The organism is Mesorhizobium sp. M0408 (genome assembly GCF_040321495.1).
In the GTDB taxonomy this organism is placed as follows: Bacteria; Pseudomonadota; Alphaproteobacteria; order Rhizobiales; family Rhizobiaceae; genus Mesorhizobium.
The window spans coordinates 351679-370105 of the sequence record NZ_JAMYRO010000002.1; the positions used below are offsets into that span (position 1 = coordinate 351679).

General features: G+C 64.6%; 20 protein-coding genes and 1 pseudogene. 10 read left to right on the top strand and 11 right to left on the bottom strand.

Annotated elements, in window-relative coordinates:
- The first annotated feature begins 330 nt into the window (after positions 1-330).
- The 6 genes from NKI67_RS03835 (at position 331) to moaB (ending at position 4025) form a co-directional block, all read left to right on the top strand.
- A complete protein-coding gene (locus tag NKI67_RS03835; RefSeq protein WP_023674082.1) occupies positions 331-555 on the top strand; it encodes a putative signal transducing protein in 225 nt (74 codons plus the stop codon).
- On the top strand, positions 555-1355 hold the full coding sequence (locus NKI67_RS03840) for a tRNA1(Val) (adenine(37)-N6)-methyltransferase (protein ID WP_352644491.1): 801 nt from the start codon (positions 555-557) through the stop codon (positions 1353-1355). The genes NKI67_RS03835 and NKI67_RS03840 overlap by 1 nt, the downstream gene beginning before the upstream one ends.
- Positions 1356-1442: 87 nt before the next feature.
- On the top strand, positions 1443-2300 hold the full coding sequence (locus NKI67_RS03845; protein ID WP_031211037.1) for a S49 family peptidase: 858 nt from the start codon (positions 1443-1445) through the stop codon (positions 2298-2300).
- 81 nt (positions 2301-2381) lie between these two features.
- Positions 2382-2567 (top strand): membrane protein, encoded by a 186-nt coding sequence (locus NKI67_RS03850; protein ID WP_023674078.1) that lies wholly within the window; start codon positions 2382-2384, stop codon positions 2565-2567.
- 26 nt (positions 2568-2593) lie between these two features.
- A complete protein-coding gene (locus tag NKI67_RS03855; RefSeq protein WP_023674077.1) occupies positions 2594-3496 on the top strand; it encodes a 4-(cytidine 5'-diphospho)-2-C-methyl-D-erythritol kinase in 903 nt (300 codons plus the stop codon).
- Positions 3483-4025, top strand: coding sequence for a molybdenum cofactor biosynthesis protein B (gene moaB / locus NKI67_RS03860; RefSeq protein WP_023674076.1), 543 nt, complete (start codon positions 3483-3485; stop codon positions 4023-4025). Before NKI67_RS03855 ends, moaB begins: the two co-directional genes overlap by 14 nt.
- A gap of 33 nt (positions 4026-4058) precedes the next feature.
- Here the strand turns inward: moaB and NKI67_RS03865 are convergent, their stop codons facing one another.
- Together NKI67_RS03865 and NKI67_RS03870 are read right to left on the bottom strand one after the other, a co-directional pair.
- Positions 4059-5033, bottom strand: coding sequence for a phytanoyl-CoA dioxygenase family protein (locus tag NKI67_RS03865; protein WP_023674075.1), 975 nt, complete (start codon positions 5031-5033; stop codon positions 4059-4061).
- Positions 5034-5222: 189 nt separating this feature from the next.
- Entirely contained in the window at positions 5223-5726 is a 504-nt protein-coding gene (locus tag NKI67_RS03870) for a glycosyltransferase (protein WP_023674074.1), read from the bottom strand.
- Positions 5727-5877: 151 nt separating this feature from the next.
- On the opposite strand from NKI67_RS03870, the gene NKI67_RS03875 reads away from it, so the two are divergent.
- Both NKI67_RS03875 and rnhB read left to right on the top strand, forming a co-directional pair.
- Positions 5878-7032: a PA0069 family radical SAM protein gene (locus NKI67_RS03875; protein WP_023674073.1), complete on the top strand. Its 1155-nt coding sequence runs from the start codon at positions 5878-5880 to the stop codon at positions 7030-7032.
- Positions 7033-7197: 165 nt separating this feature from the next.
- Entirely contained in the window at positions 7198-7893 is a 696-nt protein-coding gene (gene rnhB, locus NKI67_RS03880) for a ribonuclease HII (RefSeq protein WP_023674072.1), read from the top strand.
- 256 nt (positions 7894-8149) lie between these two features.
- Here the strand turns inward: rnhB and NKI67_RS03885 are convergent, their stop codons facing one another.
- From NKI67_RS03885 to NKI67_RS03915, 7 genes are all read right to left on the bottom strand, one after another.
- The gene (locus NKI67_RS03885; RefSeq protein ID WP_023674071.1) at positions 8150-8641 is read right to left on the bottom strand and encodes a F0F1 ATP synthase subunit B; all 492 of its coding nucleotides are present in this window, start codon (positions 8639-8641) and stop codon (positions 8150-8152) included.
- A gap of 10 nt (positions 8642-8651) precedes the next feature.
- Positions 8652-9233, bottom strand: coding sequence for a F0F1 ATP synthase subunit B (locus tag NKI67_RS03890; RefSeq protein WP_023674070.1), 582 nt, complete (start codon positions 9231-9233; stop codon positions 8652-8654).
- 81 nt (positions 9234-9314) lie between these two features.
- Positions 9315-9539 carry a F0F1 ATP synthase subunit C gene (locus tag NKI67_RS03895; RefSeq protein WP_006206606.1) on the bottom strand — a complete coding sequence of 75 codons (225 nt, stop codon included), beginning with the start codon at positions 9537-9539 and terminating at the stop codon, positions 9315-9317.
- Positions 9540-9607: 68 nt separating this feature from the next.
- Positions 9608-10366 (bottom strand): F0F1 ATP synthase subunit A, encoded by a 759-nt coding sequence (locus NKI67_RS03900; protein WP_023674069.1) that lies wholly within the window; start codon positions 10364-10366, stop codon positions 9608-9610.
- 70 nt (positions 10367-10436) lie between these two features.
- Positions 10437-10835 (bottom strand): AtpZ/AtpI family protein, encoded by a 399-nt coding sequence (locus tag NKI67_RS03905; RefSeq protein WP_023674068.1) that lies wholly within the window; start codon positions 10833-10835, stop codon positions 10437-10439.
- Positions 10836-11090: 255 nt separating this feature from the next.
- Entirely contained in the window at positions 11091-12275 is a 1185-nt protein-coding gene (locus tag NKI67_RS03910; RefSeq protein ID WP_031211036.1) for a cell wall hydrolase, read from the bottom strand.
- Between the two features lie 107 nt (positions 12276-12382).
- Complete coding sequence (locus tag NKI67_RS03915; RefSeq protein ID WP_023674066.1) at positions 12383-13702, bottom strand: MFS transporter; 1320 nt, start codon at positions 13700-13702, stop codon at positions 12383-12385.
- A 120-nt stretch (positions 13703-13822) separates the two neighbouring features.
- On the opposite strand from NKI67_RS03915, the gene NKI67_RS03920 reads away from it, so the two are divergent.
- Positions 13823-14740, top strand: coding sequence for a LysR substrate-binding domain-containing protein (locus tag NKI67_RS03920; RefSeq protein ID WP_023674065.1), 918 nt, complete (start codon positions 13823-13825; stop codon positions 14738-14740).
- Between the two features lie 282 nt (positions 14741-15022).
- Here NKI67_RS03920 and der read toward each other — a convergent pair whose 3' ends face one another.
- Entirely contained in the window at positions 15023-16456 is a 1434-nt protein-coding gene (gene der, locus NKI67_RS03925; RefSeq protein WP_023674064.1) for a ribosome biogenesis GTPase Der, read from the bottom strand.
- 6 nt (positions 16457-16462) lie between these two features.
- Complete coding sequence (locus tag NKI67_RS03930; RefSeq protein WP_023674063.1) at positions 16463-17128, bottom strand: tetratricopeptide repeat protein; 666 nt, start codon at positions 17126-17128, stop codon at positions 16463-16465.
- Between the two features lie 205 nt (positions 17129-17333).
- Here NKI67_RS03930 and NKI67_RS03935 point away from each other — a divergent pair.
- Positions 17334-18323, top strand: a pseudogene (locus tag NKI67_RS03935) (polysaccharide deacetylase family protein); the annotation flags it as partial.
- Positions 18324-18427 lie beyond the last annotated feature (104 nt).

Sequence of the window (18427 nt, forward strand, 5' to 3'; positions counted from 1 at the left end):
GCCGGCTCTGGTACATGATCACGCCTACGTTTACATCAACGCCGCAAACTGCGAGTTTAGGGCCATGATCTATCGATATGATCGAAATGGTGTGAGGCCATCTGTCCGGATACGCGGAGCGAAGGCGCAGGAAGCCATTCGGCTTTCAAGTCCTTCGCGACAAAGTAGCCGGGCAGATGGACCACATCCTCCGGACGCCGAAACGGCTGCAAGCTGCGTCGTCGAACCGCTCGGCCGGGGGAAAGACCCCGACCTTCGCGCTTCTCCTCGCATCTTCTTGCCGTTTCAGGCGCCATTTCGACCATATCGATAGATCATGGCCCTAATCCGATGATAGAGCTCATCCGCACCAACGACGCCGTCATCATTTCGTTTGTCGAATCGCTGATGCGCGATGCCGGCATCGGCTGTTTCGTCGCCGACCAGAATATGAGCGTTCTCGACGGCTCGATCGGCATCCTGCCCCGCCGTGTCATGGTGGACGCCGACAAGGCCGATGCGGCGCGGCGCATCCTGACGGATGCTGGCATCGCCAACGAGATCCGCCAAAAATAATGTCCGCGTCGCCCGCTGCCCTTGTCCCGGACATGCCGGCTCATACGGTCGACGCCTTCCATCGCGGTCGCTTCTGGCTGGTGCAGCCGAGAAAGGCGGGCCACCGCGCCGGCATGGATGCGATGATGCTGGCGGCTGCCGTGCCGTCCTCCTTCGCCGGGCGGCTTGCCGACTTTGGCGCGGGTGCCGGTGCCGCCGGCCTGGCGGTCCTGTCGCGCTGCCCCGGTGCCGCGGCAGTGCTCGTCGAGCGTTCTCCGGAAATGGCGGCCTTCGCCACCACCACCCTTGCCCATCCCGGCAATGCACATCTCAGTGATCGCGCCTCGGTGCTCGTCGCCGATGTCGCGCTGTCGGGCCGGGCGCGAGCGGCCGCCGGCCTCGAGAACAACAGCTTCGATTTCGTCATCATGAACCCGCCGTTCAATGCCGCCGTGGATCGCGCGACGCCCGATCCGCTGAGAAAGGCCGCGCATGTCTCGGAGGACGGGCTGTTCGACAGCTGGATCCGCAGCGCGGCCGCGGTGGTCAGACCGGGCGGCGGGCTGGCCGTCATCGCCCGGCCGCAGCAGCTCGGCGCCATCCTCGATGCCATTGCCGGCCGCTTCGGCGACGCCGAGATGCTGGCCGTCCACCCTCGCCCCGAAGCGGCGGCGATCCGCATCGTCGTCCGGGCAGCACTCGGCGCACGCGGCAAACTGTCGATCCGGCCGCCGCTGATGCTGCATGCCTATTCAGGCAATGGCCCCTCGGAACGGGCAGAGCTGATCAATAACGGGCTGGCGTCGCTGTTCGGAGACTGATCCATTTTGATTGCCGGCGTGACGGCATTGCCGTTGGCCGGCGAATTCCTACATGCCTCAAGCAAATCGACCGGAGACCGCCCCCTCGTGAAACGCCTTTTCAACCGCCTGCTGCCGAAATCCTGGCGCTCCGCCGTCGTCACCATTCCGGTCATCCGCCTGCACGGCACCATCATGCCCGGCGGCGGCCAGTTCCGGCCGAGCCTGTCGCTCGCTTCCACCGCCGGCCTTCTCGAAAAGCTGTTTTCCTTCGACGCGCCGGCGGTCGCCATCTCGATCAATTCGCCAGGTGGCTCACCGGTGCAGTCGCGGCTGATCTTCAGGCGCATCCGCGACCTGGCGAGCGAGAAGAACAAGAAAGTCCTGGTTTTCGTCGAGGACGTGGCGGCCTCGGGCGGCTACATGATCGCGGTCGCCGGCGACGAGATCTTTGCCGACCCGTCCTCCATCGTCGGCTCGATCGGCGTGGTGTCGGCCTCGTTCGGCTTTCCAGAGCTGTTGAAGAAGATCGGCGTCGAGCGCCGCGTCCACACCGCCGGCCAGAACAAGGCGGTGCTCGACCCGTTCAAGCCGGAAAAGAAGGAAGACGTCGAGCGCCTGAAGGCGCTGCAGCTCGAGGTCCACGAGACCTTCATCGATCTCGTCAAGGACAGGCGCGGCAGCAAGCTCAAGGATGATCCCGACCTGTTCACCGGCCTGTTCTGGACGGCCAAAAAGGGGCTGGAGCTCGGGCTGGTCGATGCGCTCGGCGACATGCGCAGCGTGCTGAAGAGCCGTTTCGGGCCGAAAACCCAGCTCAAGCTGATCACCGCACCGCGCGGCCTGTTCGGCCGCTTCGGCCTGTTCGGCTCGAGCTTTTCGGCGCCCGATATCGCCGCCGCCGCGGCAAGCGGCGTCATCGATGCGGCGGAAGAGCGCGCGCTGTGGGCGCGCTTCGGGCTTTGAAAAGCTGGTGAAAGCGTCTAGCATAAATCATCAACCGACCCGACCGGCCGCCTTGCCGGCCTTGCGAGGGAGGAGTTTGACATGCCGCAGATCATTTTCTTCGCCGTCGTCGGCATTGCCGCCTATTTCGGCTACCGCTCCTTCGTCAGGGAAGCCGAGCGTGTGACCGCCAAGGTGCGGCGTACCGAAAAGCAAGCCGCCAACGGTACAATGGGAACATTGGTCAAGGACCCGAAGACCGGCGAATACCGTCTGGCCAAGGATTGACCGTCGTCCCCCTCGCGGCCGAGCCAGTGAACTCCGAGGCCAGCATCCGGGCGTCACATGCGCACGCCAAGATAAATCTCGCGCTGCACGTCACCGGCCGGCGCGCCGACGGCTATCACACGATCGAAAGCCTGGCTGTGTTCACGCGCTTCGGCGATCGCATCGAGACGGAACTTGCCGACAGCGATGGGTTTTCCGTGTCCGGCAAATACGCCTCCGCGGTTCCGGTCGACGACAATAATCTGGTGGTGAGAGCGCGCGATGCACTGCGGCGCGAGGCCGGTCCCCAGCACGCACCGGCTGTCGCCATCAGGCTCGAAAAGAACCTGCCGGTTGCGTCCGGCGTCGGCGGCGGGTCGAGCGATGCGGCGGCTGTGCTGCGCGCCCTGGTCCAGACCTGGGGACTTGATGTCGGCGATGCCGAACTGGCGCGGATCGGCCTGTCGCTCGGCGCCGACGTGCCGATGTGCCTCGCAGCCAGACCGCTGATAGCCCGCGGCGTCGGCGACGAGCTGACGCTCGTGCCGGGTTTCCCGGCGCTGGGTCTGGTGCTCGTCAATCCCGGCACTGCCGTCTCGACGGCCGACGTGTTCGAGGCGCTTGGCCGCCGCGACAATGCGGGGCTGCCGCCGCTGCCGCACAGCCTCGACTTCCACAGCATCCGCAACTGGCTGGAGAGCACCCGCAACGATCTCGAGCCTGCGGCGCGTGCAATCCAGCCCGCCATCGGCAAGGCGCTTTCCGTTCTCAACAAGGCCGGAGCCGGTTTTGCCAGGATGTCCGGTTCCGGCGCCACCTGTTTCGGGCTGTTCGAGACCGGCAATGTGGCCAAGCGCGCGGCCGTCGATATTCGCAGCCGCCATCCCGACTGGTTTGTCGCGGCGACGCGAAGCGTGACATCGGAAGTTGATGCCCATGGCCAGGATTGACGAGAGCCGCCCCTTCGTTCCCGTGCGTATCGCGGTGCTGACCGTTTCCGATACGCGCAGCCTCGCCGACGACAAATCCGGGCAGACGCTGGCCGACCGCATTGCCAAGGCCGGCCATGTCCTGGCCGCCCGCGACATCGTCACCGACGACCGCGATAAGATTCGCGACAAGGTCCTGGGCTGGTCGAAGGACGATGCGATCGATGTCGTCATCACCACCGGCGGCACCGGCTTCACCGGCCGCGACGTGACGCCGGAAGCGCTGGAGCCGATCTTCGAAAAGCGCATGGACGGCTTTTCCGAAGTGTTCCACCGCATCTCCTACGACAAGATCGGCACTTCGACGGTCCAGAGCCGGGCAACCGGCGGCGTCGTCAATGCCACCTTCGTCTTCGTGCTGCCGGGCTCGCCCGGCGCCTGCAAGGACGCCTGGGACGGCATCTTGAAGCCGCAGCTCGACTACCGGCACATGCCCTGCAACTTCGTCGAGATCATGCCGCGGCTGGACGAGCATTTGCGGCGCGGCTGAGACGAACCGAGGTATCAGCCAAGCGACCTCGGTTTAGCGAATGACCGGCTCGCCGTGAAAACGCCGGCGCGACGGCGGCGAGACGCCGAAGCCAACCTCCATCATCAGCCGCGGCGTGCGCGTCGGCACGGTGCCCATATGGAAGCCGAACGGATCCTCGACAAAGCCGAGGCCGGCCGGCCCGGTCAGCGTGACCGGGCTCTGCTCGCCGTAGACGCCCAGCACCTCTTCCGCCGAATGGCCGACCAGCAGCGTCAGCTGATGCTTCAGGATGCGGCGGTTGTGGGAGCCGCGGACATAGACATGCGGCCCAGTGTCGGCGTCGACCGGCACCAGGTAGAAAAAGAATTTCAGCATGCGCCAGTCGTCGAGGTCGAAATGGTATTTGCCGAGCGAGGCCATGTTCTTGTCGGCGTCCGAGACGCCACCGGTCGGAAAGCTCCACCAGACGCGGGTGGTGATCAGCTTGGCCTGACTGCCGAGATAGTGTGCCGCGACGTCGAGAAGCAGCGGATCACGTTGCACGGCGACCGCAGCGCTGCAGTCGAGGACCCGCTCGAAATAGTGACCGCTGAGCAGCGGGCGGCCGAAATGCTTTTCGGCATCGGCGTGTTTTTCGGGCAGGAATTCCAGCCGGCGGTCGAAATTGCCGAAGCATGGCGTGCGCTCGGCGAAGCGGGCAATCTCCTCATGGATGGCGGCCGGCAGCATCAGGCCCGAATAGAGCCCCTCGGTGCGCAGCGCGCCGACGACGGCATCGCGGTCGACGCCGGCGAACATCGTTTCACCGACATTGCGCGCCGGCCGAACGGGCTTTGCACCGCGCCAGTGCAGCCGCCGCGCCGGCATGGTGCGGGCCAGCATGAACATCGGCAGCCATGCCGGATTCTCGCGAAGGTCGGAAAGATAGGTCGGGATGCGGGCGGCGATGCGGCGCAGCGTACCGCCGTTGCGTGCGATCGCCTCGAGGCTTGCAGCGCCGGACTTGTCAGGGCTTGAAAGGGTCATCGGGGTCCTCACAATATCGAGGGAACAGCATCGACGTTAGTCGTCGCCGCTCCGGCACACCCCAAAACCCTATTCGCCCATATCGCCGGGAATGGTAACCCCCAGCCAGATTTTGTGCAATGCACAATAAACGACGACCCGCCAGAAAATTTGTTTGGGCGGGGTTCCCTGAACCGGCACGGTAAGCCGTCACTTCCGCGGCGCGACCCAGATCTCGGCGTGGAGCCTCCTGGTCGCCAGGCCGCGGGCGATCGCTTCGGCGCTGCGGGCATTCTTCGACAGCGCGGCGGCCTGACGCTTGCTGATCACCAAGCCTTCGGCGAGAGCGCGATTTCCGGCAAAGACCCGTGACAGGAACGGCGCGCGGCTGCCGCGTGCCCGCGAAAATCGCGCCGCCATGGTTTGCCTCGCCGTATGGGCGACGACCTCGTCGATCCAGCCCTCTCCCAGCCGCGCTCCCGGTTCCAGCAAAAGCAGCCAGTCGCCCTTGGCCTGCCTGATGCCGGCGGCGATGCCGCCGCTGACATAGTGGCAGCCGGCATGTTCGGCGACGCGGTGCGTCTGATCGGTCGAGCCGGTATCGCAGACGAGAACGTCGCGCACCACGCCTTCGACCGCGCCGCTGATCAGCGAGGCGAGCGTGCGGGCAAGGCCCTCCTCGTCATTCAGGGTTTCGATCAGGACGCTGAGCATGTCTAGCCGAATAGCGGAAAGCGGTGGGCAGCGCCAGTTTTTGCGGCGCGCCGCGAATAAGTTCTTGCTTTGTTCTCATCAAAGCGATAGGAATACATTCATGAGCAGAGCGATTCGACAGCGGGCGGACAGTCCCTGGGAAAGGGCCAAAATGGAACAGATCGTGCGTGCCGATATTGCAGCCTTCGGCGCTGGCAGGGCCGAGATGGCGAATGCGATGATCGAGCAGAGCGGCATGCGCGTCCGCCCGGACCGCAATCGCGGCAGGTCGGCGGGCATCAATCCGTCCGGCCGTTTCGAGCCGGTCAGCCGGCATGTGTTCGACGACGGCTGGAATTCGCTGGAGGAGCTGCCGCCGTTCAAGACCGAGGTACAGGTCGAGAAGCCGCGCACCATCATCACCCGCAACGAATCGCCCGACATCTCCTTCGACCGCTCGATCAACCCCTATCGTGGCTGCGAACATGGCTGCGTCTATTGTTTCGCGCGGCCGACGCACAGCTTCATGGGGCTGTCGCCGGGGCTGGATTTCGAATCGAAGCTGTTTGCCAAGCCGGATGCGGCGCGGCTGCTCGACAAGGAATTGTCCAGGGATAATTACCAGCCGCGCACCATCGCCATCGGCACCAATACCGATCCCTACCAGCCGATCGAGAAGCAATACCGGATCATGCGCGAGATCCTCGAAGTGCTGGAGGCGCGCGGCCATCCGGTCGGCATCGTCACCAAATCGGCGCTGGTGACACGTGACATCGACATTCTGTCGCGCATGGCCGAGCGCGGGTTGGCCAAGGTGGCGCTGTCGGTGACGACATTGGACAGGATGCTGGCCAGAACGATGGAGCCGCGCGCGTCGACGCCGACCAAGCGGCTGGAGGCGATCAGGCAGCTTTCGGATGCCGGCATACCGGCCTCGGTGATGGTCGCGCCGATCATCCCCGGACTGACCGACCCGGAGATGGAGCGCATCCTCGATTCGGCACGGGCAGCGGGTGCGCGCGAGGCCGGTTATGTGCTGCTGCGCCTGCCGCTGGAGGTCGCGCCAATCTTCAAGGACTGGCTGCTGCGCCATTATCCCGATCGCTATCGCCACGTCATGTCGCTGATCCGTTCGATGCGCGACGGCAAGGACTACGATTCGGAATGGGGCAAGCGCATGAAAGGCTCCGGTCCCTATGCCTGGCAGATCGGCCGGCGTTTCGAGATCGCTGCCAAACGGCTCGGCCTCAACGCCGAGCGGCGCTCGCTCAGGACCGACCGGTTCGTCCCCGCTGCCAAGGCAACCGAGCAGCTGATGCTGCTGTGACAAAGCGTCTCGCGCCAGCCGGTTGAAACGGCCGGCAACAGGCAAAAATCCCGTCCGGCCTGTCCTGTCCCCGGGCTTGCAGACGGTAGCCCCTCCTGGTCCGGTGCCCCGCCCGACCCGGAGGGACTTGCGGAGAATCGGAGCCGATGCGAACCTCGCCGCACCATGGCTCGCCCGCGTTCCGATTCTCCGCTTCTCTTCGAAATTGTCGAGAAACCCGACTTCTCGTTCGAGACGAAGGCGATGGCCGAAGGCCTGTGGCCGGTGGCGGGGATGGACGAGGCCGGCCGCGGCCCGCTCGCCGGGCCGGTGGTGGCGGCAGCGGTGGTGCTCGATCCCGCCAACATCCCCGACGGCCTCGACGATTCCAAGCGGCTGACGCATTTGCAGCGTGAGGCGCTGTTCCTGAAAATCCTCGGCTCCGCACTCGCCGTATCGATGGCCTCGGTCAGTGCCGAAGGCATCGATGCCTCCAACATTCTCAAGGCCAGCCTGGAGGCGATGCGCCGTGCCGTGGCCGGCCTGTCAATCCGGCCGAAGCTGGCACTGGCCGACGGCCGCGACGTGCCGCCCGGCCTGCCCTGCGAGGGCAAAGCACTGATCAAGGGCGACCAGCGCTCGCAGTCGATCGCCGCAGCCTCGATCGTCGCCAAGGTGATGCGCGACCGTATGATGTGCGGCTGCGGCAGCCATCATGCGCATTACGGCTTCGAGCTGCATATGGGCTACGCCACTGTCCGCCATCGCACGGCGATCGATCTGCACGGGCCAGTGGCACGGCTGCACCGCGCCTCCTTCGCGCCGTTCCGGTTCGGCGGCACCGAGGTGCTGGAGGAAGAGGGTTTTTCGGGTTTGGATTGAGCGACCCTGTCGGCTAGGCGTAATCTCCCCCCTTGAGGGGGAGATGTCGCCAAAGGCGACAGAGGGGGTCGGTACGTCCTGGCGCGACGCCATGCGGGACGAAAGAGAAGGGCTGGCGCCTCACGCGCGGCTACCCCCTCTGGCCTGCCGGCCATCTCCCCCTCGAGGGGGGAGATTACGCGCTTGGCCGCTTTCGCTAACAAAAAAGCCGCCAGGTTTCCCGGGCGGCTTTCGATGAATTTCTCGATGAAGTCGCTTAATTCAGCTTCGACTTCAAATCCTGCAGCGAGGCGTTGAACAGGTCGGCGCCGGCCTTGGCGTCGATCTTGCCGGCCAGCAGCGCGCGCGCGGCCTCTACCGCGATATCGACGGCGCTGGCACGCACTTCGCCGATTGCTTCGCGCTCGGCCTGGCCGATCTTCTGCTCGGCCAAAGCGGTACGCCGGGCGACATAGTCCTCGGTCTTCTTGTGCGCCTCGGCGGCAAGCATGTCGGCTTCACGCTTGGCGGCGGCAACGATGGCCGCGGCCTCCTGCTCGGCTTCCTTGCGCTTGCGCTGGTATTGGCCAAGCAGCTGCTGGGCTTCTTCGCGCAACCGGCGCGCCTCCTCGAGCTCGCTGCTGATCTTGTCGGCACGCGCATCGAGCGCCTTGGCGATCATGCCCGGCACCTTGATGTAGATGGCGATGCCGAGGAAGATTACGAGAGCAACCGTTGCCCAAAGCGTCGCGAGAGATGTGGCGTCCATGATGCGCTCCTCACCCGGCCACGGATTTGACCGCGGCCGCGATTTCGGCCTTGCTGGCCTTGCCGCCGACAAGCGCCTCGACGATGGCCGAAGCGGTGTCCTCGGCGATCGTGCCGACTTCCTTCATGGCATTGGCCTTGATGGAAGATATGCGCGCCTCGGCCTCGCCAAGCTTCTGGTCAAGCGCTGCCTCGATCGTCTTGCGGGCAGCTTCGGCTTCCGCCTTGGCCGCATCGTTGGCCTGCTGACCGATCGCATTGGCCTTGCCCTTGGCTTCCGCCAATTCCTGCTCATAGGCGGCAACGGCGGCATCGGCCTCGCCTTTCAGCCGGGCAGCATGATCGAGATCCTGCGTGATGCGGTCGTTGCGCACGTCGATGATGCCGCCAACGCGCGGCATCACCACCCGTTTCAAGAAGAGATAGAACAGCCCGAAAGTGATTGCCAGCCACACCAGCTGTGACGGGTACGTCGCCGGATTGAATGGCGGAAACGTGCCGTGCGCCTCGGCGGGCACGCCGGTGGCGGCGTGCGTGTCGCCTTCCGTTGCGGCGGGCGCGGACTCTTGCGCAAAGGCAGATGTCACGAACATGGACTATCCCCGAAATTCAGGCCCGCCGCAGGATCGCGGCCGGCCTGTTCAATTCTTCCCAACGTTCAGCCGAACAAGTATTCAGCCGAACAGGGCGAGAAGCGCGATGAGAAGCGAGAAAATACCCAGCGCTTCGGTCACGGCGAAGCCGAAAATCAGACGGCCGAACTGGCCGTCGGCGGCCGACGGGTTGCGCAGCGCGCCCGCCAGATAGCTGCCGAAGATGTTGCCGAGGCCAATGCCCGCGCCGCCCATGCCGAGGCATGCGATGCCGGCGCCGATGTACTTTGCTGCTTCTGCGTCCATTTATTCAACTCCTTTGGATCTAAAATTCCGTTGCGATTCCATCCGGCGGCAATGCCGGAAACTCTAAATCAGTGCGAAGGGTGCAGGGCGTCGTTCAGATACATGCAGGTCAGCACGGCGAAGACGTAGGCCTGCAAAAGCGCCACGAGCAACTCCAGAGCCGTCAAAGCCACGGCCATCGCCAGCGGCAGGACCGAACCCGCAATGCCAAGCGTGCCGAGAGCGCTGAGGCTGACGACAAAGCCCGAGAACACCTTCAGCGTGATGTGGCCGGCCAACATATTGGCGAACAGACGAACCGAGAGGCTGACCGGGCGCGAGACGAAGGAAATCACTTCGATCGGAACGACAAGCAACATCATCACGATGGGCACGCCTTTCGGCACGAACAGCTTCAGGAAGCCGAGACCGTGCTTCATGAAGCCGTAGACGATCACGGTTCCGATCACCAGCGCAGCGAGGCCGAAAGTGACGATGATGTGGCTGGTGACGGTGAAGAAATACGGGAACAGGCCAAGCAGGTTGGCGACAAGCACGAACATGAACAGCGAAAACACCAAGGGGAAGAACTTCATGCCTTGCGTGCCCGCGGCGTCCCTCAGCATATTGCCGACAAATTCATAGGCCATTTCCGAGACCGACTGAAGGCGGCCGGGAATGAGGCTGCGGCCCGACGTGCTGAGGTAGAGAAACGCCGATGCGACAGCAACCGTCGCAAGCATGAACAGAGCCGAATTGGTGAAAGACAGGTCGTAGCCGCCGATGTGAATCGGAATGATCGGATGGATCTGGAATTGGTGGATCGGATCGACCTTGTCAGCAGCCACTTTAAATCCCCATCAAAGCCGCAGACGGCTTCAGTATCCTGTTCAATGCGCCGGCATGCGACGCCTCAATTCATTCTTTCGGATCGCGCGGCTTGTCGCCCGTTCCGAATTCCGACACAAGCCCGGCTGAACGCAGGACATTGAGCACGCCGGCGCCAAAACCCAGCAGCAGCCCGACTATCAGACCCCATGGCGATGTCCCCGCCACGCGATCGATAAACCAGCCGAGAGCCGCACCGACCACTATCCCGGCGATGAACTCGCTGGACAGCTTGAGCGCCTGGCCGTACCCGGCCGCACTACCCGCTTTCGCGTCGTCTTTCCCCTCGAGCCGGTCCGGCCGCCTTGTCGCAAGCGATGCTTCAAGGTCGCGCCGGCGGCGCTCAAGATCCTCGTCGCGGATATCGGCTTCATGCTGCTTGCCGCGGCCGGTTTTTCCGGTTCCGTCTGGCCCATTCTTGTCGGCCACGCAACCCCCCTGCCCGGTCAGACCGTCACCGTCCGTCCGCTTCTTAAAGTCGCCGGCAACATAGTTAGAGGGTCCGCGCCCGTCAAGCCACGGGCGGACGTTCAAGCTCAAGTATTTTTTTGTTATAAATCAGCTACTTGCTCGGGTGCGACATCGTGCCCGACGCGGCCTCTGGCGGGCTGCGGCCGAATCCCTACGGCGACGGGCCTTCGATCGGCCGCTCTCGCGCGAAAGATGCAAGGGCTGCCCGAGCACTCAGCTCCAGCCGCCGCCATAGGTGCGGTAGAAGATGTGCAGGCCGATCCTGGTCATTTTCTGCATCGTCCGCGCCCAGCCCGGATGGACGTAGTTGGCGTAATAATGGGTCGACGAGCCGACTTCCGGAATGAAGATCTTGCCGGCTGTGACGGCCATGGCGACATCCTGGGCGGTCTTGTAGGCGGCGGCGTTGTCGATGCGCTTCTTCCTGCCGTCGCAGGCAAAGGAAAATTGGCAGCGGTTGAACCAGTTGTCGTTCTGGTAGACGACGCCGCAGATCGAGTTCGGATAGGTCGGGTTGCGGACGCGGTTGAGGATGACCTGAGCGACGGCGGCCTGGCCACGCACGGATTCGCCGCGCGCCTCGAAATAGATGCCGTTGGCGAGACAGGCCTGCTCCGGTTTGGAAAAGACGCTCGCCGGCAGCGGCGTCTGCATCCACGAATGATCGCCCTTGCTCAGCGGCGGAATGAAGCGGCCATCGTTCGGGTCCTCGTCCTGCAGCAAGGCCTCGAAGGGCGACGCCTGTGCATAATCGGGAGCGGACGAGGCGTAGGCGGTCGCCAGCACGTCAGGATGATCATTGTTGACCAGCGCGGCAAGCATCGCCGGTACGCCGGGATCCGGCTTCTTGTCGATGCGCGTGTGGAAGGCGGCGGCGATCTGGATTTCCTTGCCTTTGATCTCGGGCTTGCCGAAAGCCATCCTCAGGCCGCTGTCCATGCTTGGGCGGAGCAGCGAAGAGGTGCGCTCGAAGATCGAGCCGGCATTGAAGTTTTTCGGCGGCGAGACGGGCGAGACCTGGATGATGCGGCCCTTCTTGTCGGCACGCGTGATGCGGTTCTCGTCCGGCGTCGTGCCGGCGATGCTGCCCTTGCCGCGAAACGAAACGGCGCCGATGCCGGGCAGTTGGACACCGGAGCCGGAGAGCGAGCCGGTGCTGCTGGAATCGAGGAATGGCATTTCGGCGGCGTGAACGGAGCCGGCGACGGATTTCTCGACATAGGCGTTCCAGCGGACGCTCGGCGCCTCAAGACCGGAGACCAGGCTTGTCATGTCCTGATAGGCAGCGACCGTCGGAAAGCCGATCCAGATGCCAAGGCCAATAACGAGGGGAGACAGGAAGGAACGCTTTTTCTCACCGGCGGCGGCGACAAGCCGCGTCAAAACACGTCGATGCACGGAACTCTCCAGAAACGCGACGGACCCCACTGGAGAGCTACAATGATGCATTAACCTTGATGGGGCGTTAACAGCTTAGAACGTTGTTTTCCCATCTCGTGTCGAAGTCAGGCGCTTTTGCGGCCATCGCTTGACGGAAGAAAGATCGGCCAGGCGATCAGCGCGCAAATAGCCGCACCCAGCCAGACGCCTGCCCACGAGCAGAGCACGAGAAGCCCGGGAATGGCGATCGGCACCAGGAAGAAGGCAATGAAGACCAGACTGTTGGCGAGGCCGAGCGCCGTTCCAGCCTGGCTGGCGCCGGCCAGCGTCGCAAGCTCGGTGTAGGCAACGCCGTGCCAGGAGGAGACGCAGATACCGGCCACGACCAGCACCGCAACGATCGCCGGCGACAGCATCGGCGCTTGGCCTGACAAGAATTGGGCCGAAAACAAGACGAGCGCCGCAAGCACGGTGAAGGCGGCCACGCTCAGCATGCTGCACAGACGCAGGAACGACCGGCGGTTGCCGTGACGGTCGGTGTAGCGGCCGCTCCAGACGCGCATGACCATGGCGCCGACCTGCACGGCAGCCAGGCTGGCGCTGATCACGGCTGTTCCCATGCCGGCGAAATCATGCAGGAACACGGAAGCAAATGTAAGCACCGCCACCTGCGGAAAGCAAAGCAGGCCGGTGGCTGTTGCGATGCGCCAGACGGCCGGGTTGCGCAGCGGCGCCGGGCCGGACGACAATGCCATGCTGCCCGAATTGGCATCGTCATGCGCCGGCGGCTGATGCAGCCAGCGCCAGGCGAGCGAGGTCGAGACCGCGGATGCAGCCGCCAGCAGTCCGAAGACTGCCGTGAAGCCATGGGCTGAAGCGAGCGCTGGCAGCACGAGCGCGCCAAGCCCGCCGCCAAGCGGCACCGCCGTCTGCCTGATGCTCATGGCAAAGCCGCGCTCGCCTTCGCCGAACCAGGCCATGATGGCGCGGCCGCTGGAGCCGTTGACGCTGCCGCCGAGCAATCCGGTGACCAGCAGGGCAGCGGCGAGAAGCGCGATGCCGGGAATATGGGCCGCTGACGGCACGACCAGCGCGGCCATGACAAGCAGCCAAACCGCGGTTGCGCCGAGCCCCGTCAGCAGCACGCGGCGGTCGCCCCAGCGATCGGTCAGCAGCCCCCACGGCAATTCGCTCAGCGCCACGCCCAGGCCGAGAAGGCCAAGCGCCAGGCCGAGCTCGCCATTGGAGAGATGGTAGCCCGAGCGCAGGAACACCGCCGTCGCCGGAATGCCGGAGAAGGTCGCGGAAAAGCAGGCATTGGCGGCGACGCCGATGCCCAGCACCTTCCAGCGATGATTGGCTCGAAGTGCCGCCGCCTCTGACGGGGCGGCAACGGCGGCCGGGCGAAGCGGTTTGCAATCTGCTCGTGTGGCGACAGCGGACATGGTTCAGCTCCTGCATGGGTCGGCTGCATTCGGTCTTGACGCGCTCTCTCTACCGCCATAGCTTCGTACTGAATATCAGGAAGTTTTTGACGTAATGTCCCGAATATCAGGATTATTGGCATGCGACGCGTGACATTCGATCTCGACGTCCTGCGCAGCTTCGTCACCGGCATGGAGCTGGGCAGCTTCGCCAAGGCCGCCGACCGGCTCGGCCGCTCGACCTCGGCAATCAGTGCCCAATTGAAGAAGCTGGAGGACCAGGCGGCGACGCCGATCTTCCGCAAATCTGGGCGTGGCCTGGCGCTGACGGACGCGGGCGAGACCATGCTCGGCTACGCGCGGCGGCTGATCGAGCTCAATGACGAGGCCGCCTCCGCGATCCACGATATCGAGCTGGAGGGTTGGGTGCGGCTTGGGCTACAGGAGGATTTCGGCGAGGCGGTGCTGCCGGAGGTGCTCGGGCGCTTCGCCCGCGCCCATCCCAAGGTCAAGATCGAGGCCAGGATCGCACGCAGCCATGAGCTTGCCGAACGGATCATTTCGGGCAGCCTCGATATCGCGCTTGCCTGGCACAATGGCGCGACGCTGCCCTACAGCCGGCATGTCGCCGACGTCCAGATGCGCTGGATCGGCCCGGCAAAACAGATCGAGACCAGCCTGCGCGATGGCGAGGCGTTGCCGCTGGTGGCGCTCGAAGCGCCGTGCCTGCTGCGCAGCGTGGCGACCGAAACGCTCGACCGCGCCGGCCTGGCATGGCGGATGGCCTTCTCCAGCCCGAGCCTTGGCGGCATCTGGGCAGCCGTCGCCGCCGGGCTCGGACTGACGATCCGCACCGATATCGGCCTGCCGGCCACCGTCAGGGCGATGACGCCGGAGATCGCCGGGCTGCCCGCCTTGCCCAAGATGGCGCTGTTCCTGCATCGCAAGGAGGCCGAGCCCGACCCCGTGGCAGCGCGGCTTGGCGACATCCTGCTGCAGGCAGCGCTGGAAGCCTTGCCCGGAAGCGGCGATGCGAATGGTCTGAGGAAGGTGGCTTAAGGCCGATGAGCCGAAATGACCGCAAGCCTCGTAGCTTCGTCAGTTGAAGAATCCAGAAACGCAGAACGAGCGCCGCGATCCTTCGCGCCCCCCTCTGTCCTGCCGGACATCTCCCCCACGAGGGGGGAGATTGGCAGGTTCGCCGTCCCGCCCCTCTTTCAATGTTGGAGATTGGCGAAAGCGGAGAGGACGGCCAATCTCCCCCCAAGTGGGGGAGATGCCCGGCAGGGCAGAGGGGGGCGCTGTCCCGCCGACGTCTCGCAAGGTTCCGCCAATGATGATCTAGTGGCGCTTCTTTGCCTTGCCGGCGAAAGGATTGTCCGAGGTGCGCAAGGCGATGCGGATCGGCACGCCGGGCATGTCGAAAGCCTCGCGCAGGCTGTTCGAGAGATAGCGGACGTAGGATTGCGGCATCGCATCCGGCCGTGAGCAGGAGACGACGAAGCCCGGCGGCCGCGTCTTGGCCTGCGTGACATATTTGATCTTCAGCCGACGCCCGGCGACAGCGGGCGGCGGATGATGCGCCAGGATGCCTTCCAGCCAGCGGTTGAGCCTGCCGGTCGACACACGGCTGTTCCAAACTCGATGCGTCCTGATGACAGCATCCATCAGCTTGTCGAGGCCACGCCCGGTCTCGGCCGACACCGGCACCGCCTGCATGCCGCGCGCCTGCGGCAGCAGCCGCTCGGTTTTTTCGCGCAGCTCGGCCAGCAACTCCTGGGGATGATCGACGAGGTCCCATTTGTTGAAGGCGATCACCGGGGCACGGCCCTCGCGGATGATCAGGTCGGCGATCTGCAGATCCTGCTTCTCGAAGGGAATGGTGGCGTCGAGCACGATGATGACGATTTCGGCAAAGCGGATGGCGCGCAAGCCGTCCTGCACCGACATCACTTCGAGCTTTTCGTGGATCCTGGCCTTGCGGCGCATGCCGGCGGTGTCGAACAATTTTAAGCGGCGGCCATGCCAGTCCCAGTCGACCGAGATGGAATCGCGAGTGATGCCGGCCTCAGGGCCGGTCAACAGCCGCTCCTCGCCGATTAGTGCGTTGATCAGCGTCGACTTGCCGGCGTTGGGGCGGCCGACGACGGCGATGCGCATCGGCTTGGTGTCGTCATAGCTCGGCTCGGCGTCCGGGTCGGTGATGTCCTCGCCGATCAGCACCTCGCTGGCGGCGACCTCATCCTCGCCGGCCTCTTCGTCCTCGCCGAAGGCGCGCGCCTCGCCAAGTGCTGCGATCACCGCGTCGCGCAAATCGGGCAGCCCCTGGCCGTGTTCGGCCGAGACCGGGATCGGTTCGCCAAGGCCGAGCTCCCAGGCCTCCAGCATGCCGCCCTGGGCGCCGCGCGCCTCAGCCTTGTTGGCAACGACGACAACCGGCTTGCCGGACTTGCGCACGATCTCGGCGAACGTCTTGTCGTCAGGCATCAGCCCGGACTTGGCATCGATCGTAAAAAAGATCAGGTCGGCCTCGCGGATGGCGATCTCGGTCTGGGCGCGCATGCGGCCGGGCAGCGTCGAGGCAGCCGCATCCTCGAAGCCGGCGGTGTCGATGACGTCGAAATGCAGGTCGTAGAGCTTTGCGGCATGGACGCGGCGATCGCGAGTGACGCCGGGCGTATCATCGACAAGCGCCAGCTTCCTTCCCACCAGCCGATTGAAAAGGGTCGATTTGCCGACGTTAGGCCGGCCGATGATGGCGACTTTGAAGGTCATGGACTATCACGACACGCCGCCCGAGCCGCGGATCAGCTCGGACATCAAAGTCGCCCGCTCGCGCGTGTTGCGCGGGGCGCCATCATCCGCGGCGATCTGGTCGAACAGCTTCAATGCATCCGCCGCCTTGCCTTCCTTCCAGGCGGCAAGGCCAAGCGCCTCGCGCGCCGTATGGCGCAGCGTGTTGGTGTCGGCGGTGAGCGCCTCGACGCGGCTGGAGACATCGGCGAAAGAGCCGTGGTCGACCAGAAGCAGCGCTGCCCTGAGACGAGCCATGTCGCGAATGCCAGAGGGGATCTTGGTGTCGGCGGCGACCTCGTCGAAATCCTTGACGGCGGCGTCGACGTCGCCCTTGTCCGCCTTGACGGTTGCCGCGCGCATGCGGGCGAGCAGCGGATAGGCGCCGTAGCCGTCCTTCTCCAACGCCTCCAGAGCGGCAAGCGCCTCGTCGTTCTTCCCGTCATTAGCAAGCTTGAGCGCCTGCGAAAAAGCATCGCCCGAGCGGTTGGCGCGAGTTTCGTCCCAATAGCGGTAGCCGACGACAGCAGCAGTGCCGAGCACCACCAGCACGGCCAGCACGAGCAAGGCGGGACCGAAACGGTCCCACAGCGCATGCGCCTGGTCGCGACGAATCTCTTCGTTGACTTCGCGGATAAAACTGTCGTCCGACATGGATCAAAACCATTTCCTGCCCCGGGCGGGGCGGTTGATGAGCCCGCGTTTTAGCGAAATTTTGCCGGCATGGAAGGGGTTCGGCAGGAAAATCGCCTATTCACGAGGCAGTCGCCGCCAACGGCGGCCGTACAGGTCGATCCTACCCGTGCCATATTTCACCGGTAGGCGTCGCTTCTACATTCCTTGATCCGGTCAGATGCCTTTGCCCCGTTTGTCCCGCGTTGTTGCGTTTTCGATTGCCGCGCTTGCTACCGGCGCGGCTTTTGCCGACCCGCCGGCGCCGCCGGCAAAACCGAAGCAGATCGTCATCATCTCATTCGACAGCGCCCGCGACATTTCGCAGTGGCAGCGCAGCCGGGCGCTGGCCCGGCGCACAGGCGCGCATTTCACCTATTTCGTCTCCTGCGTGTTCCTGTTGTCGCCGCAGACACGCAAGGAATACACCGCGCCCGGCAAAACAGAAGGCAAATCGAATATCGGCTTTGCCGCCTCCAGGCAGGAAGTCGCCGACCGGCTCGAGCAGATCAACCTTGCGGCCTCAGAAGGCCACGACATCGGCAGCCACGGCTGTGGGCACTTCGACGGCAAGGACTGGAGCAAGGCCGACTGGCTGGGCGAGTTCGGCTCGTTCAAGCATATTCTCGAGAACGCCTATTCGATCAACGGCATTGCACCCGAACCAAAGGGCTGGCGCGATTTCGCCCGCAAGTCGGTGGTCGGGTTCCGCGCGCCTTATTTGTCGGCAAACAAGGCGCTCTACGAGGCGCTGCCCGCGGCCGGTTTCCTGCTCGACGCAAGCGGCGTCTCGCGTGGGCCGGTCGAGCCGCCGACCGTCAACGGCATCACGCGCTTTTCGCTGCCGCAGATCCCGGAAGGGCCGAGCTCAAGGCGCGTGATCGCCATGGATTACAATCTCTATGTCAGACATTCCGGCGGCTTCGAGCGGCCGAGCATGGCAGAAGAGTTCGCTGACCGGACCTATAACGCGTTCCGCGCCGCCTTCGATGCGCAATACCAGGGCAAGCGCATTCCGCTTGAGCTCGGCTTCCACTTCACGCTGATGAATGACGGCGCCTACTGGAACGCGCTGGAACGCTTTGCCGGCGAGGTCTGCGTGATGAAACAAGTCGAGTGCATCAGTTTTCACGATTATGTTTCGCGGCGAGGCGAAAGGCACGCGGCGGTGGGGGGGGGTGCGGGAGCGCACGCCCCCCGCCACTCAATGCATTGCCGGGGGTCGGAACGGGGCCACCCCCGGAGGTCACCGTGCGGGTTAAACGTGGGGTTTTGCAGCCG

Bases quoted from the DNA above. Each gene is read 5' to 3' on its own strand.
- NKI67_RS03835 (WP_023674082.1), top strand. From the start codon at position 331: ATGATAGAGCTCATCCGCACCAACGACGCCGTCATCATTTCGTTTGTC.
- NKI67_RS03840 (WP_352644491.1), top strand. From the start codon at position 555: ATGTCCGCGTCGCCCGCTGCCCTTGTCCCGGACATGCCGGCTCATACG.
- NKI67_RS03850 (WP_023674078.1), top strand. From the start codon at position 2,382: ATGCCGCAGATCATTTTCTTCGCCGTCGTCGGCATTGCCGCCTATTTC.
- moaB (WP_023674076.1), top strand. From the start codon at position 3,483: ATGGCCAGGATTGACGAGAGCCGCCCCTTCGTTCCCGTGCGTATCGCG.
- NKI67_RS03865 (WP_023674075.1), bottom strand. From the start codon at position 5,033: ATGACCCTTTCAAGCCCTGACAAGTCCGGCGCTGCAAGCCTCGAGGCG.
- NKI67_RS03870 (WP_023674074.1), bottom strand. From the start codon at position 5,726: ATGCTCAGCGTCCTGATCGAAACCCTGAATGACGAGGAGGGCCTTGCC.
- NKI67_RS03875 (WP_023674073.1), top strand. From the start codon at position 5,878: ATGGAACAGATCGTGCGTGCCGATATTGCAGCCTTCGGCGCTGGCAGG.
- rnhB (WP_023674072.1), top strand. From the start codon at position 7,198: ATGGCTCGCCCGCGTTCCGATTCTCCGCTTCTCTTCGAAATTGTCGAG.
- NKI67_RS03885 (WP_023674071.1), bottom strand. From the start codon at position 8,641: ATGGACGCCACATCTCTCGCGACGCTTTGGGCAACGGTTGCTCTCGTA.
- NKI67_RS03890 (WP_023674070.1), bottom strand. From the start codon at position 9,233: ATGTTCGTGACATCTGCCTTTGCGCAAGAGTCCGCGCCCGCCGCAACG.
- NKI67_RS03895 (WP_006206606.1), bottom strand. From the start codon at position 9,539: ATGGACGCAGAAGCAGCAAAGTACATCGGCGCCGGCATCGCATGCCTC.
- NKI67_RS03915 (WP_023674066.1), bottom strand. From the start codon at position 13,702: ATGTCCGCTGTCGCCACACGAGCAGATTGCAAACCGCTTCGCCCGGCC.
- NKI67_RS03920 (WP_023674065.1), top strand. From the start codon at position 13,823: ATGCGACGCGTGACATTCGATCTCGACGTCCTGCGCAGCTTCGTCACC.
- der (WP_023674064.1), bottom strand. From the start codon at position 16,456: ATGACCTTCAAAGTCGCCATCATCGGCCGGCCTAACGTCGGCAAATCG.
- NKI67_RS03930 (WP_023674063.1), bottom strand. From the start codon at position 17,128: ATGTCGGACGACAGTTTTATCCGCGAAGTCAACGAAGAGATTCGTCGC.